This window comes from Flintibacter muris (assembly GCF_943192995.1).
GTDB classification, from domain to species: Bacteria; Bacillota; Clostridia; order Oscillospirales; family Oscillospiraceae; genus Lawsonibacter; species Lawsonibacter muris.
Map to the genome: position 1 here is coordinate 125,518 of NZ_CALPCP010000006.1, position 24,256 is coordinate 149,773.

General features: G+C 60.4%; 28 protein-coding genes. 20 read left to right on the forward strand and 8 right to left on the reverse strand.

Annotated features, from left to right (window positions below):
• Nucleotides 1-3: 3 nt before the first annotated feature.
• Nucleotides 4-405 (reverse strand): Mini-ribonuclease 3, encoded by a 402-nt coding sequence (locus tag NFS22_RS07750; protein WP_251317134.1) that lies wholly within the window; start codon nt 403-405, stop codon nt 4-6.
• 257 nt (nt 406-662) lie between these two features.
• On the opposite strand from NFS22_RS07750, the gene NFS22_RS07755 reads away from it, so the two are divergent.
• The 5 genes from NFS22_RS07755 to sigE all read left to right on the forward strand — a co-directional run bounded on the left by NFS22_RS07755 (nt 663) and on the right by sigE (nt 6,657).
• Complete coding sequence (locus tag NFS22_RS07755) at nt 663-2,966, forward strand: DNA internalization-related competence protein ComEC/Rec2 (RefSeq protein WP_251317135.1); 2,304 nt, start codon at nt 663-665, stop codon at nt 2,964-2,966.
• Between the two features lie 151 nt (nt 2,967-3,117).
• Entirely contained in the window at nt 3,118-4,146 is a 1,029-nt protein-coding gene (gene holA / locus NFS22_RS07760; RefSeq protein WP_251317136.1) for a DNA polymerase III subunit delta, read from the forward strand.
• 110 nt (nt 4,147-4,256) lie between these two features.
• Nucleotides 4,257-4,844: a ribonuclease M5 gene (locus tag NFS22_RS07765; RefSeq protein WP_251317137.1), complete on the forward strand. Its 588-nt coding sequence runs from the start codon at nt 4,257-4,259 to the stop codon at nt 4,842-4,844.
• Between the two features lie 126 nt (nt 4,845-4,970).
• Nucleotides 4,971-5,840 (forward strand): sigma-E processing peptidase SpoIIGA, encoded by an 870-nt coding sequence (locus tag NFS22_RS07770; protein ID WP_251317138.1) that lies wholly within the window; start codon nt 4,971-4,973, stop codon nt 5,838-5,840.
• A gap of 85 nt (nt 5,841-5,925) precedes the next feature.
• On the forward strand, nt 5,926-6,657 hold the full coding sequence (sigE, locus tag NFS22_RS07775; RefSeq protein WP_251317139.1) for an RNA polymerase sporulation sigma factor SigE: 732 nt from the start codon (nt 5,926-5,928) through the stop codon (nt 6,655-6,657).
• A gap of 42 nt (nt 6,658-6,699) precedes the next feature.
• On the opposite strand, the gene NFS22_RS07780 is transcribed toward sigE, so the two are convergent.
• Complete coding sequence (locus NFS22_RS07780) at nt 6,700-6,855, reverse strand: hypothetical protein (protein ID WP_251317140.1); 156 nt, start codon at nt 6,853-6,855, stop codon at nt 6,700-6,702.
• A 228-nt stretch (nt 6,856-7,083) separates the two neighbouring features.
• On the opposite strand from NFS22_RS07780, the gene NFS22_RS07785 reads away from it, so the two are divergent.
• The 10 genes from NFS22_RS07785 to NFS22_RS07830 all read left to right on the forward strand — a co-directional run bounded on the left by NFS22_RS07785 (nt 7,084) and on the right by NFS22_RS07830 (nt 14,452).
• On the forward strand, nt 7,084-7,221 hold the full coding sequence (locus tag NFS22_RS07785; protein ID WP_251317141.1) for a hypothetical protein: 138 nt from the start codon (nt 7,084-7,086) through the stop codon (nt 7,219-7,221).
• 16 nt (nt 7,222-7,237) lie between these two features.
• Nucleotides 7,238-7,891, forward strand: coding sequence for a redox-sensing transcriptional repressor Rex (locus NFS22_RS07790; RefSeq protein WP_251317142.1), 654 nt, complete (start codon nt 7,238-7,240; stop codon nt 7,889-7,891).
• Nucleotides 7,888-8,976 carry an S-layer homology domain-containing protein gene (locus NFS22_RS07795; RefSeq protein ID WP_251317143.1) on the forward strand — a complete coding sequence of 363 codons (1,089 nt, stop codon included), beginning with the start codon at nt 7,888-7,890 and terminating at the stop codon, nt 8,974-8,976. The genes NFS22_RS07790 and NFS22_RS07795 overlap by 4 nt, the downstream gene beginning before the upstream one ends.
• 92 nt (nt 8,977-9,068) lie before the next feature.
• A complete protein-coding gene (locus tag NFS22_RS07800) occupies nt 9,069-9,221 on the forward strand; it encodes a hypothetical protein (RefSeq protein WP_251317144.1) in 153 nt (50 codons plus the stop codon).
• A 309-nt stretch (nt 9,222-9,530) separates the two neighbouring features.
• On the forward strand, nt 9,531-10,838 hold the full coding sequence (gene rsxC, locus NFS22_RS07805; RefSeq protein ID WP_251317145.1) for an electron transport complex subunit RsxC: 1,308 nt from the start codon (nt 9,531-9,533) through the stop codon (nt 10,836-10,838).
• A complete protein-coding gene (locus tag NFS22_RS07810) occupies nt 10,838-11,785 on the forward strand; it encodes an RnfABCDGE type electron transport complex subunit D (protein ID WP_251317146.1) in 948 nt (315 codons plus the stop codon). Before rsxC ends, NFS22_RS07810 begins: the two co-directional genes overlap by 1 nt.
• Nucleotides 11,782-12,324 carry an RnfABCDGE type electron transport complex subunit G gene (locus tag NFS22_RS07815; RefSeq protein ID WP_251317147.1) on the forward strand — a complete coding sequence of 181 codons (543 nt, stop codon included), beginning with the start codon at nt 11,782-11,784 and terminating at the stop codon, nt 12,322-12,324. Before NFS22_RS07810 ends, NFS22_RS07815 begins: the two co-directional genes overlap by 4 nt.
• A 17-nt stretch (nt 12,325-12,341) precedes the next feature.
• Complete coding sequence (rsxE, locus tag NFS22_RS07820; RefSeq protein WP_251317148.1) at nt 12,342-13,019, forward strand: electron transport complex subunit RsxE; 678 nt, start codon at nt 12,342-12,344, stop codon at nt 13,017-13,019.
• Nucleotides 13,019-13,633 carry an electron transport complex protein RnfA gene (locus tag NFS22_RS07825; protein WP_251317149.1) on the forward strand — a complete coding sequence of 205 codons (615 nt, stop codon included), beginning with the start codon at nt 13,019-13,021 and terminating at the stop codon, nt 13,631-13,633. The genes rsxE and NFS22_RS07825 overlap by 1 nt, the downstream gene beginning before the upstream one ends.
• 18 nt (nt 13,634-13,651) lie before the next feature.
• Nucleotides 13,652-14,452: an RnfABCDGE type electron transport complex subunit B gene (locus NFS22_RS07830; protein WP_251317150.1), complete on the forward strand. Its 801-nt coding sequence runs from the start codon at nt 13,652-13,654 to the stop codon at nt 14,450-14,452.
• Nucleotides 14,453-14,547: 95 nt separating this feature from the next.
• Here the strand turns inward: NFS22_RS07830 and NFS22_RS07835 are convergent, their stop codons facing one another.
• Nucleotides 14,548-15,753, reverse strand: coding sequence for an FtsW/RodA/SpoVE family cell cycle protein (locus tag NFS22_RS07835; protein ID WP_251317151.1), 1,206 nt, complete (start codon nt 15,751-15,753; stop codon nt 14,548-14,550).
• A gap of 120 nt (nt 15,754-15,873) precedes the next feature.
• On the opposite strand from NFS22_RS07835, the gene tsaE reads away from it, so the two are divergent.
• From tsaE to abc-f, 5 genes are all read left to right on the forward strand, one after another.
• Nucleotides 15,874-16,299, forward strand: coding sequence for a tRNA (adenosine(37)-N6)-threonylcarbamoyltransferase complex ATPase subunit type 1 TsaE (tsaE, locus tag NFS22_RS07840; protein ID WP_251317152.1), 426 nt, complete (start codon nt 15,874-15,876; stop codon nt 16,297-16,299).
• The gene (gene tsaB, locus NFS22_RS07845; RefSeq protein ID WP_251317153.1) at nt 16,296-17,033 is read left to right on the forward strand and encodes a tRNA (adenosine(37)-N6)-threonylcarbamoyltransferase complex dimerization subunit type 1 TsaB; all 738 of its coding nucleotides are present in this window, start codon (nt 16,296-16,298) and stop codon (nt 17,031-17,033) included. The genes tsaE and tsaB overlap by 4 nt, the downstream gene beginning before the upstream one ends.
• Nucleotides 17,026-17,661 (forward strand): uracil phosphoribosyltransferase, encoded by a 636-nt coding sequence (upp, locus tag NFS22_RS07850; protein WP_251317154.1) that lies wholly within the window; start codon nt 17,026-17,028, stop codon nt 17,659-17,661. The genes tsaB and upp overlap by 8 nt, the downstream gene beginning before the upstream one ends.
• A gap of 38 nt (nt 17,662-17,699) precedes the next feature.
• Nucleotides 17,700-17,903, forward strand: a complete 204-nt coding sequence (locus tag NFS22_RS07855; RefSeq protein WP_251317155.1) for a hypothetical protein — start codon at nt 17,700-17,702, stop codon at nt 17,901-17,903.
• Nucleotides 17,904-18,319: 416 nt separating this feature from the next.
• Nucleotides 18,320-19,804 (forward strand): ribosomal protection-like ABC-F family protein, encoded by a 1,485-nt coding sequence (gene abc-f, locus NFS22_RS07860; protein ID WP_251317156.1) that lies wholly within the window; start codon nt 18,320-18,322, stop codon nt 19,802-19,804.
• A gap of 40 nt (nt 19,805-19,844) precedes the next feature.
• Here the strand turns inward: abc-f and NFS22_RS07865 are convergent, their stop codons facing one another.
• The 5 genes from NFS22_RS07865 to NFS22_RS07885 all read right to left on the reverse strand — a co-directional run bounded on the left by NFS22_RS07865 (nt 19,845) and on the right by NFS22_RS07885 (nt 24,032).
• Nucleotides 19,845-20,210 (reverse strand): hypothetical protein, encoded by a 366-nt coding sequence (locus tag NFS22_RS07865; RefSeq protein WP_251317157.1) that lies wholly within the window; start codon nt 20,208-20,210, stop codon nt 19,845-19,847.
• Nucleotides 20,211-20,897: 687 nt separating this feature from the next.
• Entirely contained in the window at nt 20,898-21,377 is a 480-nt protein-coding gene (locus NFS22_RS07870; RefSeq protein ID WP_251317158.1) for a YbaK/EbsC family protein, read from the reverse strand.
• A 2-nt stretch (nt 21,378-21,379) separates the two neighbouring features.
• Nucleotides 21,380-21,772: a thioesterase family protein gene (locus tag NFS22_RS07875; protein ID WP_251317159.1), complete on the reverse strand. Its 393-nt coding sequence runs from the start codon at nt 21,770-21,772 to the stop codon at nt 21,380-21,382.
• Between the two features lie 83 nt (nt 21,773-21,855).
• Nucleotides 21,856-23,133 carry a glycoside hydrolase family 18 protein gene (locus NFS22_RS07880; RefSeq protein WP_251317160.1) on the reverse strand — a complete coding sequence of 426 codons (1,278 nt, stop codon included), beginning with the start codon at nt 23,131-23,133 and terminating at the stop codon, nt 21,856-21,858.
• A 158-nt stretch (nt 23,134-23,291) separates the two neighbouring features.
• Nucleotides 23,292-24,032 (reverse strand): N-acetylmuramoyl-L-alanine amidase, encoded by a 741-nt coding sequence (locus tag NFS22_RS07885; protein WP_251317161.1) that lies wholly within the window; start codon nt 24,030-24,032, stop codon nt 23,292-23,294.
• Nucleotides 24,033-24,256: the final 224 nt, after the last annotated feature.

Genomic DNA, 24,256 nt, shown 5'->3' on the forward strand with positions numbered 1-24,256 from the left:
GGTTCACTCCTCCATCATAACAGCAAATAACTCGTTCAGCCGCTCGGTTTGTCCCTGGAGATACAGCCAGCCAAACAGGGCCTCCAGGCCGGTGGCGGTCTGGTACTGGGCCCGGCTGGCCGCCTTGGGGACAGAGTGGGGGACGGTGTTGCGGCCCCGGCGGAAGACATCGCCCTCCTCCTCAGACAGCAGGGGCCGGATTTTCTCAAACCGCTCTGCCTGGGCGGGGGCGGCCACATACTGGACGGTGGCCTTGTGCAGGTCGCGGGCCCTGGCCTTGCCGTGGAGCACCAGCCAGGAGCGGACCATCAGCTCATACACGCCGTCCCCCAGGTGGGCCAGCCCCAGGGTGGACAGGGACAGCAGGCGGTCCCGGTCTATATTTAAATGGAAGTAGTCGGTCATGGCAGGGCGCTCCTTTTTGGAAAGTGGGATGATTTTATCATACTTTTCAAAGGATGGCAAGAGGGCCCCTGCGGCTGTAGGGCGCGGTGACCCCGGTGCGCCGTTCACTGCCAACCGGCGGCGGGCCGAGTCGTTCCGCCCTGCCAATACGGCTGGATTTTCCCAAAATTGATTTGCGTGGACTGAGAGAGTTCGCCCTTGCAATTTTCTCACAAACATGATACCCTTTAGAAAATGCTGGGAGAGGGGAGAGGACCGTGCGCATACTGGTCGCCTTTGCCTTCTCCTTTGCCGCCGCTGTTTTCCTCTCTGTCTACGGGGAGTTGGACGCCGTTTTGCCGGTGCTGGGCGGGGGACTGGCTGTCACAGCGCTGCTGCTGAGGCTGTTCCTCCGGAAAAAAAGCCGTGTCCGCACCCGGGCTCTGCTGATTTTATCCGGGCTGGCGGCGGGCTTTTTGTGGACAGCCCTGTATACGGCGGTGTTCTTTCAGCCAGCCAAGGAACTGGACGGCCAGACCGTCCGGCTCACTGCCACAGTGGCCGACTGGCCCCAGGAGGGGACGTATGGCGGGTATACCGTTCTGGTCCGTGCGGACACGGACAGCTGGGTGAAGCTGTCCGCCATTCTGTATACAGACGGGCAGGGGGCGGGTCTGCGCCCCGGCGACCGGATAGAGACCATTGCCCGCTGCACCCTGGGGGACCGGACCTTTGCCGGGGAGAAGATCACCTACTACACCGCCAAAGGGATTTTTCTTCGAGCCCAGGCCTATGGGCGGCTGGCGGCGGAGCGTCCGGACCAGGTGCCGCCCCAGTATTTTGCCGCCTGGGCGGCGAAGGCGCTGAAAGCGGGGATTGACGCCGCCTTTCCGGAGGAGACGGCGGGCTTTGTCAAGGCCCTTGTGACGGGCAACCGGGACAGCCTCACCGACGCCTTTACCACTTCTCTGGAGCGCACCGGACTGAGCCATACAGTGGCGGTGTCCGGTATGCACCTGGCCTTTCTGGCCGGACTGCTCACCCTGCTGCTGGGCCGGAACAGGCGGAGCACCGCGGTGTTGACCATTTTATGGGTGGTGCTGTTCTGCGGAATCGCGGGCAGCACCCCGTCGGTGCTTCGGGCGGCGGTGATGGTGCTCATGCTCCAGTTCGCGCCCCTGCTGGACCGGGAGCGGGACGGCCCTACCTCGCTGGCACTGGCTTTGCTTCTGCTGCTGTGGGTCAACCCCTTCTCCGCCGCTCATATCGGCTTGCAGCTGTCCTTTGCGGCGGTGGCGGGCATTCTGCTGGTGTCTGACCGGGTTCAGGACTGGCTGCTCAGATGCTTTCACATGGACAGGCTGTCCAAGCCCGCCAATTTTGGGATAAAACTGCTGCGGATGCTTCCATACTTTGTGATATCCACCCTCTCCGCCACTCTGGGCGCCTCAGTGCTCACCATTCCCCTGGTGGCAGTACACTTCAATATGATCTCCCTCATCTCGCCCCTGTCCAATCTGCTCACCCTGTGGGCCATTGGCTTCCTGTTTCTGGGCGGACTGGGAGTGGGGGCGCTGGCTATCCTCCTGCCTGAACCGGCGGCGGTGCTGGCAATCCCCTTTACCGCCCTGACCCGCTACCTCCAGTGGGTGATTGACCAGCTGTCCCGGCCCGCCCTGGCGGCGCTGCCCCTGGAGTCGGTGTACTACCGGGCCTGGCTGGTGCTGGGCTATGGTCTGGTGCTGGCCTTTGTTCGCGCAAAGGGGCGGCGGCCAGTGTGGATGCCTCTGGCCGCCGGGACGGCGGCGCTGGTGCTGGCCGTGAGCCTCACCCGGGCCTCCTTCCGGGCCGGGGATATGGCGGTGACGGTTCTGGACGTGGGCCAGGGACAGAGCGTTCTGGTTCGCACAGGGGACTTTCTCACCCTGGTGGACTGCGGCGGGGACAGCCGGGATGACCCCGGCGATATCGCGGCCGACTACCTCCAGGCCCTGGGCCGCAGCGACGTGGATTTGCTGGTGGTGTCCCACTACCACGCCGACCACGCCAACGGGATTCCTCAGCTGCTGAGGCGGATTGGGGTAGGGGAGATCGCCTTGCCCGACGTGGAGGCGGACGACCCGCTGAGAATGGAAATTCTGTCCGCCGCAAAGCGGCAAAATATCCCGGTGCGCATGGTCCGGGAGGACACCTGCTTTGAGCTGGCGGAGGACAGGACAGTGTCCGTCTTCGCCCCCATGGCGGAAGAGGGGACCGCCAACGAGCTGGGACTGACTGTGCTGGCCTCCGCTGGGCAGACGGATGTGCTCATCACCGGCGACATGGAGCAAGAGGGGGAGCTGCGGCTGGTGGAGACCGCCGCCCTGCCCGATATCGAGGTGCTGGTTGTGGGCCACCACGGCTCTGCCACCTCCACCACCCCGGAGCTGCTGGAGAGGGTCAGCCCAGGCCTGGCCCTCATCTCCGTGGGGCCAAACAACAAATACGGCCACCCGGATTGGGACACCTTGGTCCGCCTGGACGAAATCGGAGCCAAAATCTACCGCACAGACCTCTATGGAACCATAGAAGTGCAGCTGTGAGGAGAATAAGTAAGAACCTGTATTCATAGACGGCGTTCAACGCCTGTGAATACAGGTTCTAAGGGCGGCCTGTGGCCGCCCGGAAGAGACATGCTGATTGGGACGGGCGGCCACAGGCCGCCCCTGCAGACGGGGATAAGGAGAGAGCGCCATGCCGCCAAAGAACAAGCCGGATACCTCCGGATATGAGACGCTGAAAAGGGACCTGGCCGCAGGGAAGCCGGGGCAGCTGTATATTTTCCATGGAGAGGAGACCTACCTGCGTGACTACTATCTGGGAAAACTGCGGGAGATGGTCCTCACCGGGGGACTGGGGGAGTTCAACCGCCACGATCTGGGGGCCAGAGAGATGTCCCCCCACGTCCTGGAGGAAGCTGTGGACTGCCTGCCCATGATGGCGGAGCGGACGCTGGTTATTGTTACCGACTTCGACCTGTTCAAGGCGGGGGAGAAGGAGGAGTATATCCGCATTTTGTCCAGCCTGCCCGAGTACTGCTGCCTGGTGTTCCTCTACGACCTGATCGAGTACAAGCCGGACGCCCGCACCAAGCTGGCGGCGGTGGTGAAGCAGCGGGGGACGGCGGTCAACTTTGCCCGCCAGGGCCAGCGGGAGCTGATGGACTGGGTCCGCCGCCACTTCAAGGCTCAGGGCAAGGAGATTGACCCCCGGCTGTGCGAGGAGCTAATCTTTCTGTGCGGCGACCTGATGCACAACCTCCAGCAGGAGATCGGCAAAATTGCCGCCTATGCCAAGGGCCCCCACATCACCCGGGCGGATATTGAGGCGGTGGCCACCCCCCAGCTCAGCGCCGTGGTGTTCCGCATTGCCGACGCTATCGGGGAAAAGAACTACGACAAAGCCGCCCGCGTGCTGGGGGAGCTGTACCAGATGCAGAAGAGCCCCTATGAGATTATGAGTGCTCTGGGCAAGCAGCTGCGCCAGCTGTACTCCGCCCGGCTGGCCCTGGACGGGCGGCGGGACAGCGCCTATGTGGCCAGGCTCTGGGGTATGCGCTACCCCGCCGACCGCCTGATGACCAGCGCCCGGCGGTTCTCTCTGCCCTGGTGCCGCCGGGCGGTGGTCCGCTGTGCCCAGACCGACCTGGCAATGAAGTCCACCGGCCAGGACGCCAAGGAGCTGGTGACCACGCTGCTGCTGGAACTGGCCAACACAACTTGAATCCAAAGTGTTGATATTGAACCTGCAGGGGCGGCCTTTGGCCGCCCGCAGAACTTTACAAATGCAGCCTCCCTTTGCGAAGGGAGGCTTTTGGAGGAAAGGAGATTGCCATGCTTCACATCCGGGAGGCCATTGTGGTGGAGGGACGGTACGACAAGAACACTCTGTCCCAGGTGGTAGATACCCTCATTCTGGAGACGGGGGGCTTTCAGATCTTCAAGGACCCGGAAAAGATGGCTCTGCTGGACCGGGCGGCCCGGCGGCGGGGGTTGGTGGTGCTCACCGACTCTGACGGGGCGGGGTTTGTCATCCGAAACCGGATCAAAGGGGCGGTTCCCGCCCAATTTTTAAAGCACGCCTATATTCCGGACGTCTGGGGCAAAGAGCGCCGCAAGCGCCGGCGGGGGAAGGAGGGCAAGCTGGGGGTGGAGGGCATGCCCCCTGATGTGCTGGAATCCGTCCTCCGCCGGGCGGGAGCCACCTTTCTGGAGGAGGGGGAACAGACCTCACCCTCCGGGCCGCCCCTGACCAAGGGCGATCTGTTCGCCGCCGGACTGTCCGGAGGACCGGGGAGCGGCGAGAAGCGCCAGGCCCTGCTCAAACGGCTGGAACTGCCTGAGCATATGTCCGCCAACGCCCTGCTGGCCGTTTTGAACGGCTGCTACAGCAGGGAGGAGGCGGAAAAGCTGATTCAATAGGTTCCCCTGTTCGGGGAACCTATTTTTTTGCACAAACAAAATTCGACCAAGAAGCCTATCAACGATTTGACCGATTTTTCCCGGCCAAGCCCCTATAATAGGACGTGCTGAAAGGGGGACGGGCATTTGACAGTCATCTATGTGGATACGCTGTTCCTCCTCAACGCTCTGGTGGACTACCTGCTCCTGCTGGCAGCGGCCCGGCTGGCGGGGGAGCCGCTGCGCCGGATACGGTTTGCCCTGGGGGGCGCGCTGGGGGGACTGTATGCGGTGGCCATCTTTTTGCCGGGACTGGCCTTTCTGGCCCATCCGCTGTGCCGGCTGGCCTCCGCCGCCCTGATGCTGCTCACCGCCTATGGGGGGAGCCGCCGGCTGCTGCGCCAGGGGATTTTGTTCATAGCACTGACCTGCGCCTTTGGAGGCGGGGTGGTGGCGATCGGACTGCTGGGCGGGACAGGGCTGTCGCTGGGCAACGGGGTGTTCTACTCCGCCCTGGACATAAAGGTGGTGCTGCTGTCGGCGGCGGTGTGCTACGGCGTGCTCACCCTGGTGTTTCAGCGTCTGGTCAGGCACAGCGGAGTGAGCGGGGAGCTGGTTCACATAAAGCTGATCCTTGGGGAGCGGTCCGCCGGCCTTACCGCCCTGGTGGATACAGGCAACACCCTCACAGACCCGGTATCCGGCCGCCCGGTGATGGTGGCAGAGGGAGAGCGGGTGGCCGCCCTCTTTCCCAGAGAGCACCGTCCCGGTCCCGCTGATCTGCGTGACCCCTCCGCCGCCCTGACCCGCCTGGGGACAGGAGAATGGCGGTCCCGGTTCCGCCTGCTGCCCTACCGCAGCGTGGGGGTGGAGCGGGGATTGCTGCTGGCCGTCCGGGCGGACGCGCTGGAGCGGGACGGACAGAGAAGGGGCCCGGTGCTGGTAGCCCTGTCCCCGACACCGGTGTCCGACGGGGGCGGATATCAGGCGCTGATCGGACCAATGGACATGATATAGGGGCGGATATCATCCGCCTGTGGACCCCATATTTATATTTTGCGGGCGCGTGGTATGCGCCCCTACGGCACGGAGGTAAATCGAGGTGGCTGCATTGAAAACAGTTTACATAAAGTTGAAAGAGGGCCTGTCGGCCCTTCTCACCCGGCTGGGACTGCTCCTGCCTGGAAAGGTGATGTACATTGGCGGCAGCGACACCCTGCCCGCCCCCTTGAAGCGGGAGGAGGAGTCCGCCCTCATTGCCCGGCTGGGGCAGGGGGACCCGGAGGCCCGGAATCAGCTGATTGAACACAACCTGCGCCTGGTGGCCTATATCGCCCGGCGGTTTGAAAATACGGGCATCCACATTGAGGACCTGATCTCCATTGGAACCATTGGCCTGATTAAGGCGGTAGGCACCTACCAGCCGGAGAAGGCCATCAAGCTGGCCACCTATGCCAGCCGGTGCATTGAAAACGAGATCCTCATGTACCTGCGCAAAACCGCCAACCAGAAGACAGAGCTGTCCTTTGACGAGCCGCTGAACACCGACTGGGACGGCAACGAGCTGCTGCTGTCCGACATCCTGGGCACTGACGAGGACCTGGTGGTCCAGCCCCTGGAGGCCGACGTGGACCGGCAGCTGCTCCGCCAGGCCATGGAGCGGCTGGATGACCGGGAACGGCATATCATCACCCTCCGCTTTGGCCTGGACGGCCGCCGGGAGTGTACCCAGAAGGAGGTGGCCGACCAGCTGGGCATCTCCCAGTCCTACATCTCCCGGCTGGAAAAGCGGATTATCGCCCGGCTGAAAAAGGAAATTGTGAAAATGATGTAAAAAAGCCTCCCCCTGACAAAGGGAGGCATGAGGGGAACTTGGCTACAGCTTGCGGCATAAAAGCTCAAATGTACTCCCGTCGCCGGTGCTGATGGTGAACAGACCGTGCCTGTCATCCGTGGTAATGTCCGCAATGTTCAGTTCATCACTGTCGTTCAGCAGATCAAAAAGCTGATCCTTGAAATAATTCAGTTCCATTTCGTTCACCTCCTTTTTACTCTATATTTATGCTATAAATAAGACTGCATTATTTTAATATATTAAACAGCTTGCTGGAACCGGCCATCAATATCGTAAAGATAGAGCAGTAAAGGACTGGGAGTTTCCCAGTCTTTTTTTACCTTTGGATTTGGATTGACCGCCAGGTGGACGGATGGTATAATATAGGCAGAAAGCTTTATGGGAAACAGGAAAGGAGCGGATACTATGAACAGCAACCTGGCCTATCAGGAGGAATTTCGGGAAGAACTGATTGGCGGTGAGATTGTCGCCCACTTCAAATGCAGCCTGTACGATGACTTTGATATCGCTCTGGACGATATTTTCAGCGGGCTGCTGTCCTGAGAGATAAGGGAATGTCATGAAACGAAATACAAAGGTATCCACCGCCGTAATCCGCCGCCTGCCCCGGTACTACCGGCAGCTGTGCGAGCTCCAGCGGGCCGGCGCGGTGCGCATCTCCTCCGGGGCGCTGGGCAAGTCCATGGGGCTGACGGCCTCCCAGATCCGCCAGGACCTGTTTTGCTTCGGCGGTTTCGGCCAGCAGGGCTACGGCTACAAGGTGGAGCTGCTGAAGGAGGAGATTGGCGAAATTCTGGGCATCAGTCAGGGGCACACCCTGATTGTGCTGGGCACGGGCAACCTGGGCCGGGCTATTATCCAGAACTTTCGCTTTTCCGACAACGGCTTTGACCTGTTGGCCGCCTTCGACGTGGACCCGGCGGTGGTGGGCACGGAGATTGCCGGGGTGAGCGTCCGCCACGCCGACGGGCTGGAGGAATTTCTGGCCGCCCACCGGGTGGACGTAGGGCTGCTGACAGTTCCCATTGCCGCCGCCCAGCAGATGGGAAACCGGCTGATGGACGCCGGGGTGAAGGGTATCTGGAATTTTACCAACTATGAGCTGGCCTGCACCAGACAGGACGTGGCGGTGGAGTCGGTTCACTTTTCCGACAGCCTGCTCACGCTGAGTTATCTGATCTCCCAGAGGGAGGATATGGAGGAACACCAATGAAAAAATATCTGCGCCCCCTGGGGCTGATTCTGGCTTTGGCGCTGCTGACGGCGGGGGTGTGCGCCGCCTCCTCGGGGGACAGCGTCATCTCCCTCAGTTATCTGCGGGATACCTTCTTCCCAAAGGCTGTCCAGGCGGGGGAGGAGGCGGGAAACAAACTGCTCCAGGAGACCTATGACAAGGAAAAGGCCAGGCTGGACGCCGCCCTGAACGGAAGCGGCGGAAGCGTGGGGGCGGGCAGCTCCAGTGATACTCTCCAGCGCCGGGACTGGTCAGACGGCCAGATTATCACCCTGTCCACCGGCTCAGGCTTTCTGATGCTGGACGGCTCCGCCACCCTGGTCCACACCGGGGCGGTGGTGGACGTCACCGCCGGGGCGGAGGTGACATCCGGATCGGCGCTGGTGAAAAATCACCGCTATCTGGTTGGGGAGAACACCGACACGGCGGTAACCATCCGCTCCGGTGAGGCCGCCCTGGGGGTGCAGGGCAGTTACACCCTCACTCCGGGCAAGAGCCAGCATACCCCGTTTTATGATGTGAGCCAGTCCGACTGGTTTTATACCCCCGTGGGCTACGCCTATGAGAAGGGCCTGTTCTCCGGCATGGACGCCAACCACTTCTCTCCCGGCTCCCCTATGAACCGGGCCATGCTCATGTCGGTGCTCCACCGGCTGGCGGGCTCGCCGGCGGTGAGCAGCGGCCCCGAGTTTGCCGACGTGGCCTCCAACAGCTGGTACGCCCAGGCCGTCCGCTGGGGCGCCGGACAGGGCATTACCTCGGGGATGGGAAACAACCGCTTTAACCCCGACGGCCTGGTGACCCGGGAGCAGGCGGTGGCTATGATGTATAACTACGCTGTTCAGTATATGCGCCTGACGCCTGGAGCGGGGGCAGACCTGTCCCGCTACGCCGACCTGAGCAGTCTGAGCGGCTGGGCCCAGCCCGCTATGGCCTGGGCGGTGGAGCAGGGGATCATCAGCGGCGTGACCAACGGAACCACCCTCACCCTGGACCCTCAGCGCAGCGCAACCCGGGCCGAGATGGCCACCATGCTCCGGGCCTTCTGCGAAAATATTTTATAAACCGCCGCACCCATTCCTTTCCCGGGCCATATGATGGTATCGAGAGCGGCAAACAGTCCTCTCAATACTTTCATATGTAGGAGGTACTCATCATGGGGTGCTGCAATAACAGTTGGGGCGGCAACAGCTGCCTGTGGATCATCATCCTCATCATTATCCTGTTCAGCTGCGGCGGCTGGGGCGGCAATAATTGCTGCTGCAACAACAACTGCAACTGCGGCTGCAACAACGGCTGCGGCTGCTGAGTGCGTGCCGGCTCGGGCGCGGGGGGAAAATTCCCTCCGCGCCTCTTTTTATACTCTGGTTCAAGAAAAAATTTTGCCGAAAAATAGGACAGCCCCTATAAAAAAACTTGCAATCCTGCCAAGTCTGGTGTATCATTATCTTTACGCAGCAAGACCGACGGTTTCGGGAAAAACAGAGGGCGAAACCGGCGGGTTTTGTCGTGTGTCCGGCTTTGCCGGACGCGGCAGCCGCGGCCCGGCGCCGGAGAGGGCAAGCAGACCGCCGGACCGAGGTATCCCAGCAAGTTATTAGGGAGGTCGAAAACTTACATGAGCAAATTTCTCAAACGATCTGCGCAGGGCGCGCAGGTCCCGCACGAAAAGCGGACTTCCAATCAGGAAACCGTGAAGATGCCTCTGCCCTCTAAGATCGTCCTGTCCATGGGACAGCATATCGGCGCCCCCGCCGCCCCTCAGGTGGCCAAGGGCGATCAGGTCTTTGTGGGCACCGTGGTAGGTAAGGCCGGCGGCTTTGTCTCCTCTGACATCCACTCCGGCGTGTCCGGCACGGTAGACGGCATCGTCACCATCACAGCCCCCAATGGGGCGCCTCAAACCGCCGTTGTGATTATTCCAGACGGCAAGCAGACGGTGGACCCGGCTGTTGCCCCCCCCGCCGTCACCGATCTCAAGTCCTTCCAGGATGCCGTCCGGGCCAGCGGCCTGGTGGGTCTGGGCGGCGCGGGCTTCCCCGCGGCGGTAAAGCTGGCCCCCAAGAATCTGGACGAGATCGACACCCTCCTTATCAACGGCGCCGAGTGTGAGCCCTACATCACCTCGGACAACCGCTGCTTTTTGGAGGACACCCAGTTCATTCTGGACGGTATCCAGGCTGTGATGAAGTATCTGGAGATTCCCAAGTGCATCATCGGCATTGAGGGCAACAAGCCCGAGGCCATTGCCAAGATGAAATCTGTGGCCACCGCCGGCATCGAGGTGAAGGAACTGCCTTGCCGCTACCCCCAGGGCGCGGAAAAAGTCCTCATCGAGAACTGCACCGGCAGGGAGGTCCCCTTCCCCGGCCTGCCCTCCGACGTGGGCGTAATCGTGATGAACGTCACCTCTGTGGCCTTTGTGGGCAAGTACCTGAAAACCGGTATGCCCCTGACCACCAAGCGCCTCACCGTGGACGGCGACGTGATTAAGGAGCCCAAGAATGTAGAGGTCGTCATTGGCACCCCTGTGCAGGAGCTGATGGACTTTTGCGGAGGCTTTACCGAGGAGCCGGGCAAGGTGCTCTACGGCGGTCCCATGATGGGCAACTGTATCGCAAGTCTGGACCAGCCTATTTTGAAGAACAACAACGCCGTGCTGGCCTTCTCCAAGAAGATGGCCCAGATCCCCAAGGCTACCAACTGCATCCACTGCGGCCGGTGTACCAACGCCTGCCCCTTAGGGCTTTCCGCCAAGGAGATTGTCCAGGCCTACAACGACGGCAACGTGGAGCTGCTCATTGAGCTCAACGCCGACCTGTGCATGAGTTGCGGCACCTGCTCCTTTGTCTGCCCGGCCAAGCGGCCTCTGGCCCCCTCCATTGCCCTGGCCAAGATTATGATGAAGAATGGAGGTAAGAAGTAATGGACAACAAGCTGATTGTCACCGCCGCGCCCCATATTACCAGCGCGGACAGCACCCAGAAGATTATGGGCCGGGTGTGCCTGGCTCTGTGTCCGGCCCTTGCCGCCTCCGTGATTATCTTTGGGGCAAACGCCCTGATTCTCACTGTGGTCACTGTGGCCGCGTGCGTCTTCTTTGAGTGGGGCTACTGCAAGCTGATGGGCCGTGAGGTTCCCATCTCCGATCTGTCCGCCGTGGTCACCGGCATGCTGCTGGCCTTTAACATGCCTGCCTCCATGCCCTGGTGGATGGCCATTGTGGGCGCGTTTATCGCCATTGTCATTATCAAGCAGCTGTTTGGCGGACTGGGCTTCAACTTCGCCAACCCCGCCATTGTGGGCCGTATTGCCCTGGCCGTGGGCTTTGCCAGCCGCATGGCCAACTACCCCAAGCCTGTCAACGGGATCGACGCCCTGGCCTCCGCCACTCCGCTGGCCGTGGAGAAGGGCGTGCTGGGGGCCGGCGAGTATGTCACCCTGCTGCTGGGCAACCACGGCGGCGTGCTGGGCGAGACCTGCGCTATCGCCATTCTGATCGGCGGTATCTATCTGATCGCCACCAAGGTTATCAGCCCCATGATTCCCGTTACTTACCTGGCCACCGTGGCCGTGCTGTCCCTGATCGGCGGCTATGACCCCATTGTGCAGCTGCTCTCCGGCGGCCTGATGCTGGGCGCCTTCTTTATGGCCACCGACTATGTCACCTCTCCCACCACCGATAAGGGCAAGCTGATTGCCGGTATCTTTATGGGGGTTGTGACCTGCGCCATCCGGTTCTTCGGCACCATGAGCGAGGGTGTGTCCTTTGCTATCCTGCTGATGAATCTGGTGACCCCCTATATCGACGCGCTGACCCGGCAGGATAAGCTGGGTATCGCCAAGAAGAAGAAGGAGGCGGCAGCGAAATGAGTAATTGGAATAAGGTATTTAAGCCTATCGTGGTGCTGTGCGTCATCTGCGTCGTCATTACCGGGGCGCTGGCTGCCACCAACTCTGCCACCGCTCCCATCATCCTGGCCGCCAAGCTGGAGGCCGAGCGCCTGGCCCGTATGGAGCTGCTCCCCGAGGCGGACGACTTCACCCGGGTGGACAGCGTCAGCGTGGAGAACGTTACTGATGTCTATACCGCCAACAACGGCGCCGGCTGCGTCATCACCAGCACCGCCAAGGGCTACGGCGGCACCATGACCGTTATGGTCGCTTATACTCCTGATGGCACCATCAAGCAGATCAAAGTGACAGAGCAGGGCGAAACCCAGGGCATCGGCAGCAAGGTAGCCGGTACCGCCTCCTATTGGGAGCGTTATCAGGGCCAGCCTGCTGCTGAGCTGAAAATCAACAAAGACGGCGGCACCATTGACGCTGAGAGCGGCGCGACAATTTCCAGCCGTGCGCTGGCCAAAGCGGTCAGTTCCGCCAATGAGGCGTATAACGCTGTGAATTCTTGAAAGGCAGGTGAGTCAAGATGAGTGAAAACAGTAAAATGAAAATCCTTACCAACGGCATTCTGAACGAGAACCCGGTCCTGCGGCTTGTCCTGGGCACCTGTCCCACCCTGGCCGTTACCACCATGGCTTCCAACGGCATTGGCATGGGGCTGGCCGCCACCTTTGTGCTGCTGTGCTCCAACATTGTAATTTCCGCCCTGCGGAACATCATCCCCAATCAGGTCCGCATCCCCTGCTATATCACCGTCATTGCCGGCTTTGTGTCGGTGGTGCAGATGGTGGTCAAGGCCTATGTCCCCGACCTGGACAAGGCCCTGGGCGTGTACCTGCCCCTGATCGTGGTCAACTGCATCATCCTGGGCCGTGCCGAGATGTTTGCCTCCAAGAATGGCATTCTGGACTCCGCCCTGGACGGTATCGGTATGGGCATTGGCTTCACCATCACCCTGACCATTATGGGCTCCATCCGTGAGATTATTGGTTCCGGCACCTGGATGGCCGGCCTGGGCGGGCTGATCCCCTCCCTGGGGGCCGACTTCGCCATCCGGGTCATCCCCGAGGGTGTGGACACCTTCTCCCTGATGACCAGCGCCCCCGGCGGCTTCTTCGTCTTCGGTATCCTGATGGCCGGGGCCACCTGGCTGACCAGCCGTCCTAAGAAGGAAGCCCCCGCTGTGGAAGGAGGTAATGCGTAATGGTAAAACTTGCCGCTATCTTCTTTACCATGATTTTGGTGGACAACTACGTCCTGGCCAAATTCCTGGGTATCTGTCCCTTCCTGGGCGTGTCCAAAAAGCTGGACAGCGCTGTGGGCATGTCCCTGGCCGTTACCTTCGTCATGGTTATGGCCACCGCCGCCACCTGGCCCATCTACAAGCTGATCCTGGTGCCCGAGGGCGCTGAAAATACTGCCCGGGATATGGGCTACCTCCAGACTATTGTGTTCATCCTGATTATCGCCATCCTGGTCCAGCTGCTGGAGAACTTCCTCAAAAAGTTCATTCCCGCTCTGTACAAGGCCCTGGGCGTGTATCTGCCCCTGATTACCACCAACTGCACCATCCTGGGCGTGACCATCCTGAATCTGGACAACGGCTACAACTTTATTGAGTCTATCGTCTGCGCCGCTGGCGCTGGCATTGGCTTCCTGGTGGCCATGGTGCTGTTCTCCGGCGTACGCCGCCGGGTGGAGCAGGCCGTTACCCCCAAGTGCTTTGAGGGCCTGCCCATCACTCTGGTGGCCGCCGCCGTTACCTCCCTGTCCTTCATGGGCTTCGGCGGTATCGTAGACGCCATCTTTAAAGTCTGACAGGGGGGAGAGTAAGTTATGAATCCGATTTTACTGGCAATTATTGTCGTCACTGTCATCGGCCTGATCGGCGCGGTGATTCTGGTGGCCGCCTCCATCTTTATGTATGTCCCCGTGGATGAGCGGGTGGAGCAGATTACCGCCGTGCTGGCAGGGGCCAACTGCGGCGCCTGTGGCTGTGCAGGCTGCGCCGACTATGCCAAGAGCGTAGTGGAAGACGGCAACGCCGTCAACAAGTGCATCCCCGGCGGTGCGGCCTGCGCCGCCAAGATCGCCGAGATTATGGGCGTTGAGGCGGGGGCCTCCACCCCCATGAAGGCCGTGGTGGCCTGCTCCGGCACCTGCGGAAAAACGGGCAAGAAGTACGAGTTCCAGGGCATCCAGAGCTGCCAGGCCGTCAAGGGCTTCTACGGCGGCGACGGTATGTGCAAGTTTGGCTGCCTGGGCTATGGCGACTGCACCCGTGCCTGCGCCTTTGACGCTATCCACATTGTGGACGGTATCGCCAAGGTAGACCGGGACAAGTGTACCGGCTGCGGCGCCTGCGCCGCCGCCTGCCCCAACGCTGTCATCTCCATTGTGCCTGAGCACAAGCGCAAGCCTGTGGTCCTGTGCCAGAACAAGGACAAGGGTGCCGACACCCGAAAGGCCTGTACCGCCGGCTGTATCGGCTGCATGAAGTGCGCCAAGGCCTGTCCCAAGGAGGCCATCACCGTGGAGAACTTCCTGGCCAAGATCGACCAGGACAAGTGCGTCGGCTGCCAGCTGTGCGTGAAGGAGTGCCCCATGGGCGTCATCCACGTCCCCGCCAACGAGTAAGCCATGAAAAAGCCCCGCCTGCTGGCGGGGCTTTTTTACGCATATTTCAGACGTCCCTTGGGCTCCGGTATGGGACGACCCTGTCTGGAGAAGTTTTAAACCTTACTCCGATCCCTGAGCCAGCTGGGCATAGGCCGGGCCTTGACGCTGGAGACGATCCCCATAGCGGCGAACAGGGTGATGATGGACGACCCGCCGGAGCTGACAAAGGGGAGGGTCAGGCCCATAACGGGCAGAACATACAGGCACATACCCACGTTAAAGGTAATCTGGCTGAGGAGCATCCCCGCCATGCCCATGCACACGTAGGCGTTGAAGGGGGAGCTGGCGTGCCGGCCCACCCAGATGCACCGCAGAACAATACCGGACAGCAGCAGCAGCAGGGCCATGCAGCCCACCATGCCAAGCTCCTCGCCGCAGACGGCGAAAATCAGGTCGCTGTCCCGGACGGGAAGGGCGGAGCTGTTGGAGGCGTGGGTCTGGATGCCCTTGAGATAGCCCTGGCCGAACAGCTTGCCTGAGCCAATGGCCAGGACGGACCGGGTCTGCTGAAAGCCGTAGTTGCTGGGGTCCAGGCTGTGGTCAAAGACCACCCGGAAGCGCATGATGCGGTAATCGGTCCAAAAACGGGTTTCCGGCAGGAAGAACAGCCAAAAAATCACCACCGCCAGCACCGCTCCGCCCCCCACCAGCACGAACCACCGCAGCTTTACCCCGGCGGTCCAGGCCATAAAGGCAAAAATCATGATGTAGACGCAGCAGGTGCCCATATCGCCGCAAATGGCGGCAATCAGGCCCAGTGTGAATACGGTAAAGCCGCCAATCTGCATCACCGAGGGGATGGAGCTGATGCTGTAGCCCCGGTCCTGGATCTTGATAATCAACAGGGCCAGGATCAGGATAAAGGGAATTTTCACAATCTCGTTGGGCTGGAGCATCATAGGAAAATGGGGAATCTGAATCCAGTTTCGATTTCCGTAGCGCTCCACCCCCCAGGGGGTAAGGATCATCAGCAGGAGAGCAATACTGCCAAAGAGCATCAGCTTCCATCGCTTTTCCGTGAACAGCTGAAAGTCTACAAAGGTGAGCAGCACATAGGCGATTACCCCCAGGACGATTGCAATGGCCTGAACGACCACCGACCGGTTGAGAATCTGGCCCGGCGCGTTTTGATACTGGGTGGCAGAGAAGATGAGAGCCAGGCCAAAGGTGCTGGTGGCCAAGCACAGGCCCAGCAAAATTACGTCGCCTTTTTTCCAAAATTCCTTGATGGGGGAGAAGAGCAGGGACAGCAGCTGCAATGGCCTCACCTCCTTGTAAAATCTAATCATACATTTTATCACATTTTGGTGGAAACGCAAACCCCAACTGTGCTATAATATTTAAAAACGTGAAAATTTTCTGTGAACGGGGGAACACCGATGCGATATGTGACCAACAGCGAGGAAGAGACAGAGGCCCTGGGGGTCCGGCTGGCCAAAAGGCTGAAGTCAGGGGCGGTAGTGGCCTTTGCCGGCGGACTGGGGGCGGGGAAGACCGCCTTTACCCGGGGTTTGGCCCGGGGCCTGGGGGTAACGGACCGGGTAACCAGCCCTACCTTTACCATTGTCAACGAATATCAGGGGGGGCGACTGCCCCTGTTTCACTTTGATATGTACCGCCTGTCCTCCTCTGATGAGCTGTTTGATATCGGCTGGGAGGACTACCTGGCCCGAGGGGGCGTGTGCGCCGTGGAGTGGAGCGAAAATGTGTCCGATGCCTTGGAGGCGAACACCGTCTGGGTGGAAATTGTCCAGGGAGAATCGGACTGTCAGCGTGTGATTGTCATTGAGGGGGTGGAGCTGTGAAAATTTTGGCTTTGGAGTCGTCGGCGACGGCCTGTTCCGCCGCCCTGTGCCGGGACGGGGAGCTGATTGCCCAGTCCTTCCAGTGCAGCGGCCTGACCCACAGCCGTACCCTGCTGCCCATAGTCCACGACATGCTGGACAACTGCGGGGAGAGCCTTGACCAGGTGGACGTGATCGCTGTCGCCGCCGGGCCGGGGTCCTTTACCGGACTGCGTATTGGCGTGGCCACCGCCAAGGGGCTGGCCTGGGCTGCGGAGAAGCCCTGCGCCCCCTGCTCCACCCTGGAGTCTATGGCCTGGCCGCTGGCCTATATGGAGGACAGACTTATCATCTGCGCCATGGACGCCCGGCGTAAGCAGGTGTACAACGCCCTGTTCCTGGCCCGGGGGGACCGGCTGGAGCGGCTCAGCCCTGACCGGGCTGTTTCTCTGGAGGAACTGGGGGAGGAACTGAAAAATTTCCAATTTTCAAAAATAGTCGTTGGCGACGGGGCTCAGCTGTGTTATAATACACTAAATGAGCAGGTTCCCATGACACTGGCCCCGGTCCATCTGCGGATGCAGAGCGCCTGGGGGGTGGCCAGGGCGGCGGAGGAGCTGGTGAAGGCCGGCGCTCTGGTGTCCGGCGGGGAGCTGGCTCCCGTTTACCACCGGCTGTCTCAGGCGGAACGGGAGCGCCTGGAACGTGAGCAGAACACAAAATTTACGATAGAAGGGGATCAAAAACATGTATAACGAAAAGGTACACATTCTGGACCACCCGCTGTTGCAGCACAAGCTGACCATCCTCCGGGACGAGAACACCGGGGTGAAGGAGTTCCGGGAGATTGTCTCAGAAATCGCCGCCCTGGAGTGCTACGAGGCCACCCGGGACCTGCCCCTGGCCGACATTGAAGTCAAAACCCCCATTGCCACCGGTACCTTTAAGACGCTGGCGGGCAAAAAGCTGGCCATTGTCCCCATTCTCCGGGCTGGCCTGGGCATGGTGGACGGCATCATCAAAATGATCCCCTCCGCCAAGGTGGGCCATATCGGCCTGTACCGTGACCCGGAGACCCACCGCCCCGTGGAGTACTACTGCAAGATGCCCGCCGACATTGCCGAGCGGGATGTAATCGTCCTGGACCCTATGCTGGCCACCGGCGGCTCCGCCTCTGCCGCCATCACCTTTATCAAGGGCTACGGCTGCAAGCACATTAAGCTGATGAACGTCCTGGCCGCCCCCGAGGGGATCGCATGCATCATGAAGGACCACCCTGACGTGGACATCTACGTGGCGGGCGTGGACGAGAAGCTGGACGACCACGCCTATATCGTCCCCGGCCTGGGTGACGCAGGCGACCGTATCTTCGGCACCAAGTAAACCGGCGCGGCCCGGCTCCCAGAAAAGGGCCGGGCCGCTTGTATGGCGGCACAGCCTATGTGACCAGCGCGGGAAATGAAATCCCAGGGCTGTCTCTGGAGGACGCAGAGGGCGATCTGCTCCGCTGGCTGGAGAACATGCTGGCCCGGCTGAGTCTGGAGATTGACCCGTCCACCAAGGAGGGCAGTCGCGCAAAGGAAGAGGCGGTGAACACCCTGCGGGATATCATCCGGCGGATGTAGACTGTCCCGGAAGTCAATTTTGGAAAATCCTTCCGAATTTGTAGGGTGGAACGACCCTGGCCCGCCGCTGGTTGGCAGCTTTTGTCAACGGCGCGCCGGGGTCGTCGCGCCCTACAGCACCAAAATTGATTTCCGTGTCTAACTGTACAGGGGCCTTGACAACGGGAAGTCCCCTTGCTATAATGTGTTCAACAAACAGATGGGAGGCGGGAAGATGCGCAAGACCACTTGCTGATTCTGTGACAGGATAAAATTGCGAGGGCCGTGAAAGCGGCTCAGTTCTGTCATGGGTCCGCGAGAGGAATTGCGAGCTTCCCTCTTCTGGCTCTATAGATGCGGGCGTTTGTCCGCCCCTGCCGCCGTGAGAGGAAGTGTGTCCTCTTGCGGCGTTTTCGCGTGACAGGAGGCGGGACGACATGTCTCAAATTATGATTCAAAACCTGCATTTCACCTATGACGGGGACCACACCCCGGTGTTTGAGGGGCTGGACCTCCAGCTGGACACCAACTGGAAGCTGGGCCTGGTGGGCCGGAACGGCCGGGGAAAGACCACCCTCCTCCGCCTGCTGGCGGGGGAGCTGGAGGGCCGGGGAACCGTTTCTCTCAGGCAGCCCTGCATCCGCTGGCCCCGTCCGGTGGCCGACCCCTCCCGAAGGACGCTGGACCTTCTGCTGGAGGGTGTCCCGCCGGAGGAGGAATGGCGGCTGAGCTGGGAATTGTCCAAGCTGGAGCTGGAGGAAGCTGTTCTGGACCGGCCCTTTTCCACCCTCAGCGGCGGGGAACAGACCCGGGCTCTGCTGGCGGCGCTGTTTCTGGATGAGGGGGCCTACCCCATGATTGACGAGCCCACCAACCATCTGGACGGCCCCGGCCGGGCTCTGGTGGCCAGCTATCTGCGGGGACTGGACCGGGGCTTTCTGCTGGTGTCCCACGACCGGGCCTTTCTGGACGGCTGCGTGGACCACATCCTGGCCCTGAATCCCACCGGCCCGGAGCTGGTGCGGGGGAATTTTTCCAGCTGGTTCCGGGACAAGGAGGACCGGGACCGGGGAGAAGCCGCCCGGAACGAGAAGCTGAAGGGGGAAATCCGGCGCCTGGAGCGGGCCGCCGCCGACCGGAAGCAGAGGGCGGACGCGGTGGAGCGGGCGAAAATCGGCATCTCCCAAAGTGGAATTGTCAAAAGCGGCCTGAGGCCCTATCTGGGGGAGAAGTCCCGGAAGGGCCAGCAGCAGCGGAAGAATATTGAGCGCAGGGCGGACCGGGCCATCCAGGAGAAATCCAACCTGCTCAAGGATGTGGAGCGGGCGGACAGCCTCAAGCTGGCTCCGCTGGTCTTCCACAGTGACCGCCTGCTGGAGGGGAGGGACCTGGCCGCCGCCTATCCCGGGATGGGGGGCAGACCTGTCCGCTTTACCCTGAACCAGGGGGACCGGCTCTGCCTGGAGGGCGGAAACGGCTCCGGAAAGTCCAGCCTGCTGCGTCTGGCGCTGGGGGAGGAGGTCCCCCACACCGGAACGCTGCACCGGGCGTCTGGGCTGGTGATCTCCTATGTCCCCCAGAAGGCGGATCACCTGCGTGGCAGTCCCCTGGACTGGGCGGAAGGGCAGGGGGTGGACCTGACAAAATTCCTCACTGTCCTGCGCAAGCTGGACTTTTCCCGGGAACTTTTCCAGCGGGACATGAGGGAGTACAGTGCCGGGCAGCAGAAAAAGGTGCTGCTGGCGGCCAGCCTGTGCCAAAGCGCCCACCTGTACCTGTGGGACGAGCCGCTGAACTATATTGACCTGTTTTCCCGCATGCAGATTGAGGAGCTGCTGCTGGAATATCAGCCTACCCTTCTCTTTGTGGAGCACGACCGGGCTTTTCGGGAGAAGATTGCCACACAGGTGGTTGAAATGTAAAAGCAGGGCGGGGGATACCCCCGCCCTGCGGCGCGTATGTTCAAGAGAATACCGCGTGTTGGCGGCGGTAGGAGTCGTTGTCCTTCTGAGCCAGCTCCCGCTCCACCTGGTCCAGCTGCTGCCGGATGGTCTCCGACTGCTCCTGAGGGGCGGCGCGAAGCTGCTGTTCCAGCTGCTCCTGTCTTTCTTTCAGCTGCCGGATCTCCCGGTCTACGTTTCCGGTGTCGCAGACAGTAATTTCCTCCTTGGGTTCTGGATCGTAGCGGTCAAAGGCCCGCTCCTCAGGGACGATCCGGTCTTCTTTGCCGGGAGCGGACTGCTCTGGCCGGGCGGCGGGAATTGCCTGCTCCTTCCCAACTTCTGGGGCCTGATAGATACCGCTGTTCTGAATGGGGGAAATGCTCATAAAGATGCCTCCTAAGTCAATTTCTGGTATCATTATATGGCGGCACACTGGGCGGGTCAAGGCAAGGAGCATTAAAGTTCTATTAAAATCATGGTAAACGGTGTTTTGTACAATTTTCCGTGTTTATATTTTGAAGCAATCTGCTATAATGGGGCTATGGAGCGTAAGCGAAAGCTCACTCCATGTCCGCTTGTATACAAGAAGGAGAAGCAAATGGAACCCTGCATGACTTGTAGAGCGCGAGCCGTATAAAAAGAAAGCTCACTAAGTTGATCTGGACGTAGAGCGCGTCCAGGGTAATCAAAAGAAAGCTCACCGAGAAGACGGCTCCACATGGGGCCGTTTTCCTTTGGAGGGTTTGCCATGCTTCACTTTGTGTTTTTGTCGGATAAGTTCTATAAAGATTATTCCAGTTGTCCAGAGATTGAGCAAAAACAAAACAGGCCATATATACAGATTGAAAACGGTTCCCCATATTCGACCAAATGAATTCAATGCCCTCCGGGGGAAAGAATATATCGTCCAAAAGAAGATGAAAAAATATATTAAAGACTATAAAAAAGCAAAAGAACACCCCAATATAGAGAGGAATAAAATGCTGCTTCAATATTCAACTCTGCAATATTTTGAGCAATATCTTTGATCTGCATCCGCCCCCAGGGGCGGTTTTTATGTTTAGAAAGAGTATCAGCCGTTCTCCTGCCAGCCCTTGCACACGTCGACCCAGCCCAGGGAGTGGGAATACTCCGCCAGCTCGTCACAGGTGAGCTGGATGGCGGAGTTCCCGCTCCCGGCGGCCGGGAAGACGGTGTCAAACCGCTGGAGGGAGATGTCCAGATAGGTCCTGACCCCCTCCGGGTTGGCAAAGGGGCACACGCCGCCCACGGCGTGGCCGGTCAGATGGGAAACCTGCTCCGGGGTGAGCATCTTGGCCTTGGTGTGGAACATGGCCTTATACTTGCTGTTGTCGATTTTGGCGTCCCCGGCGGCTGCAATGAGAACGCAGCCCTCCTCCACCAGGAAGGACAAGGTTTTGGCGATGCGGGCGGGGATGACCCCCACCGCCTGGGCGGCCAGCTCCACTGTGGCGCTGGAGACAGGGAACTCCAGAATGTCCCCCTCCCGGCCCAGGGGACGGAAGTAGTTCCGGACTGTTTCAATGGACATGTTCAGCCCTCCAGTTTTCCGGCGCACTTGGCCAGGAAGCGCTGGTCGGTGATGATGAACCGCTCATGGGTTCCCTGACCGATCAGGCCCTTCTCGTCGTAGGCGGCCACCTTGAGCACCAGCCGCTTGCCGTCCACCTGGGTGACCTCGCTCTCCGCCCAGACCTTCATTCCCACGGGGGTGGCGCTGTCATGGGAGATGTTCAGCTTTGTGCCTACGGTGCTCTGCCCCTCCTCCAGATGGGGGGCAATGGACTTCCAGGCGGCCTCCTCCATCAGTGCGCACATAAAGGGCGTGCCAAACACGGGCAGCGCCCCGGAACAGGCCGCCTGGGCGGTGTTGGAATCATTGACTATGGTCTCGGCTCTGCCTTTCAGACCGGTTGTAACAGACATTGTGATATCCTCCTTTGTAAACTGGTGGGCCCATTATAGCACACTGCGGCGGAGAAATCCAGTAGGGGCCACCTTTGACCGCCCTACATCTCGCTGCGGATATCCGCCGTGGCGTTGAGGACCACCCAGTTTTGGGGGAAGGGGCGGTCCAGGTTCCAGTAGCCCACGCCGTACAGGCCGTACTCCAGCGCCAGGTCCAGCTTGGCCTGGATGGAGCGGGCGTCCTCAAACCAGACCTCGTGCTCCGCGCCCTGGTCGTCCACATACCGGAACCAGGGGGCCTGGGTCTGGTCGTCATACCGGATGGCGGCCCGCCGGTCCCAGGCCAGCTGAACGGCCTCCACATTGCTCAGCGAACGGGCCCGGCTTCCCTCCCGGAAGGGCAGGGTCCAGTTGTAGCCATAGTTGGGGATACCCAGGTAAAGCTGGCTGGGATGGAACTCAGTGAGGGCATAATCCACCACCCGCCGCACCTCGGGCAGGGGGGCCACCGCCATGGGCGGACCGCTGAGATGGCCCCAGTCGTAGGTCATCAGCAGGGCGAAGTCCACCGACTGGGCGATCAGGTGGTAGTCAAATCCCTCATACAGCCGTCCCGGCTGGTTGGCGGAGGTCTTTGGGGCCAGAGCGGCCATCAGGGGCAGGCCCCGGGAATTGAGCACCCGGCGCAGCCGGGCCAGGAACTGGGCAAAGGCCCAGGCGTCCGTCCCTCTGATGTACTCAAAGTCCACGTCCACCCCCTGGTAGCCCTTCTGGTCAACGGTCTTTAAAATCTCCTCAATCAGCTCCTTCTGGTCGTCCTCGTCCTCCAGCAGCTCGTGGGCCAGTTCAGCGGAGAACTGCTCCTGCTCATCCAGGTTGGACAGGTGGAGGATAGGAGCCACCCGGCTCTGGAGGGCGGCGCTGACCAGGCTCTCGTCCCGGAGAGGGATCAGGTCATCCTCATCAAACCGATAGGTAAAGGGGGTGAGCTGGGACAGGTAGGGGAGGGTGGCCCGGAGCAGATTCCGGTCGATAGAGGGGTAGGCGTAGCTGTTGACGGTGAGCCAGCCCTTGGGTGCCGTCTCATACCGCACCACGATTACCTGGCCGGGGAAGAGCAGGTCCCGGCCCTGAAGGGCAGGGTTGTTGCGCAGCAGCTGAGCCACCGTGGTCTGGTGCATTTGGGCGATAGAGTACAGTGAGTCACCCGCCCGGACCGTGTGGGTGAGGGCCGGGTACTGGACCACAACAGTCTGGCCCACCACCAGGTGGGAGGGGTTTTGCAGCTGATTGTCCTGGAGCAGCCGCTCCATAGAGACCCCATACTGCTGAGCCAGCCGGTATATGGTATCACCGGGCTGAACGACATGAATGTCCATAAGATATCCTCCTTAAGCCTCCCTTCGCAAAGGGAGGTGGCATTTGCGAAGCAAATGACGGAGGGTTTTCCCCTCAACAAAGGATATTTGTACTGAGAGAAACCCCCAGTCAGCTTCGCTGACAGCCCCCTTTGCGAAGGGGGCCATAGAGCAGTGGATCACACCACTGTCACAAATTCACTGCTGACATAGCCGATAGTCCCGTTGTAATTGACCAGATACCAGCCGTTGGCGGCGTTGATGATGGTGATAGGGGCGCCGTCAGGGGCCTGGGCGACAATCGCGGAGGAGGTGTTGGGCCGGGAGCGGACGTTCAGGCTGCCCCACTCCACGTCCACCACTCCGGAGCGGCGCTGTTCTGTTTCAAAAAAGGGGATGTTGAAGTACTCCGTCAGGGCCAGCACAATTACCCGGGCGGCGCTGTCCAGGTTGGCCTTGATCCAGTTGGCATCCTCCACGTTGTCGTGGAAGGCCAGCTCAATGAGGACGGCGGGAGCCCGGACCTTGGCCACCTCGCCAATGGTGGTGGTAGATTCGGTACGAACCAGGTTGGGGTTGGGGTAGATGGTCTTCAGGCCGTCGGCAATCAGCTCCGCCGCCCGCATGCCGTCGGTGCTGCCAGGGTAGTAGAAGACAATGGACCCCCGGGCCTTGCCCGCCTGGTCCCCGGCGGCGGCGTTGGAGTGGAGGGCCAGATGGAAGTCGTAGTTCCCTGCGTTGGAGGCGGCGATAGAGGACGCCGCGGTCATATCCGGGGTGTTTCGATTGTACCGGATACCGGAAGCGTCCAGCATGGGGACCATTTTATCGGCCAGAAGATTCATCCACTCCTCTTCGGTGCCTCCATTGACATATGGATTCCAATCTTGTGTACTGGGAGATAAATAAATAATGGGCATGGCAATGCACCTCCAAAAATTTACCCATCCTATGAAAATATTTTTGAATTGGTGCAGCTTTTCAGAAATTTTTGCGTCTGTCTCCACAGCTTTAAAGCCTTTGGGCGGAGAACAGGGCTGAGGGAGCGCCATAGGCAAATTGTGGACAATTTGAAAAACTTTGTCTTACCCTCTATGCAAACGGTAAAAAATATATTAAAATAGAGGCGAGAAAAATGACAGGA

Coding starts and splice junctions, on each gene's coding strand:
- NFS22_RS07750 (WP_251317134.1), bottom strand. CDS start 405: ATGACCGACTACTTCCATTTAAATATAGACCGGGACCGCCTGCTGTCC.
- holA (WP_251317136.1), top strand. CDS start 3,118: ATGCCGCCAAAGAACAAGCCGGATACCTCCGGATATGAGACGCTGAAA.
- NFS22_RS07765 (WP_251317137.1), top strand. CDS start 4,257: ATGCTTCACATCCGGGAGGCCATTGTGGTGGAGGGACGGTACGACAAG.
- NFS22_RS07780 (WP_251317140.1), bottom strand. CDS start 6,855: ATGGAACTGAATTATTTCAAGGATCAGCTTTTTGATCTGCTGAACGAC.
- NFS22_RS07785 (WP_251317141.1), top strand. CDS start 7,084: ATGAACAGCAACCTGGCCTATCAGGAGGAATTTCGGGAAGAACTGATT.
- NFS22_RS07790 (WP_251317142.1), top strand. CDS start 7,238: ATGAAACGAAATACAAAGGTATCCACCGCCGTAATCCGCCGCCTGCCC.
- NFS22_RS07795 (WP_251317143.1), top strand. CDS start 7,888: ATGAAAAAATATCTGCGCCCCCTGGGGCTGATTCTGGCTTTGGCGCTG.
- NFS22_RS07800 (WP_251317144.1), top strand. CDS start 9,069: ATGGGGTGCTGCAATAACAGTTGGGGCGGCAACAGCTGCCTGTGGATC.
- rsxC (WP_251317145.1), top strand. CDS start 9,531: ATGAGCAAATTTCTCAAACGATCTGCGCAGGGCGCGCAGGTCCCGCAC.
- NFS22_RS07810 (WP_251317146.1), top strand. CDS start 10,838: ATGGACAACAAGCTGATTGTCACCGCCGCGCCCCATATTACCAGCGCG.
- NFS22_RS07815 (WP_251317147.1), top strand. CDS start 11,782: ATGAGTAATTGGAATAAGGTATTTAAGCCTATCGTGGTGCTGTGCGTC.
- rsxE (WP_251317148.1), top strand. CDS start 12,342: ATGAGTGAAAACAGTAAAATGAAAATCCTTACCAACGGCATTCTGAAC.
- NFS22_RS07825 (WP_251317149.1), top strand. CDS start 13,019: ATGGTAAAACTTGCCGCTATCTTCTTTACCATGATTTTGGTGGACAAC.
- NFS22_RS07830 (WP_251317150.1), top strand. CDS start 13,652: ATGAATCCGATTTTACTGGCAATTATTGTCGTCACTGTCATCGGCCTG.
- tsaE (WP_251317152.1), top strand. CDS start 15,874: ATGCGATATGTGACCAACAGCGAGGAAGAGACAGAGGCCCTGGGGGTC.
- upp (WP_251317154.1), top strand. CDS start 17,026: ATGTATAACGAAAAGGTACACATTCTGGACCACCCGCTGTTGCAGCAC.
- abc-f (WP_251317156.1), top strand. CDS start 18,320: ATGTCTCAAATTATGATTCAAAACCTGCATTTCACCTATGACGGGGAC.
- NFS22_RS07865 (WP_251317157.1), bottom strand. CDS start 20,210: ATGAGCATTTCCCCCATTCAGAACAGCGGTATCTATCAGGCCCCAGAA.
- NFS22_RS07870 (WP_251317158.1), bottom strand. CDS start 21,377: ATGTCCATTGAAACAGTCCGGAACTACTTCCGTCCCCTGGGCCGGGAG.
- NFS22_RS07875 (WP_251317159.1), bottom strand. CDS start 21,772: ATGTCTGTTACAACCGGTCTGAAAGGCAGAGCCGAGACCATAGTCAAT.
- NFS22_RS07880 (WP_251317160.1), bottom strand. CDS start 23,133: ATGGACATTCATGTCGTTCAGCCCGGTGATACCATATACCGGCTGGCT.
- NFS22_RS07885 (WP_251317161.1), bottom strand. CDS start 24,032: ATGCCCATTATTTATTTATCTCCCAGTACACAAGATTGGAATCCATAT.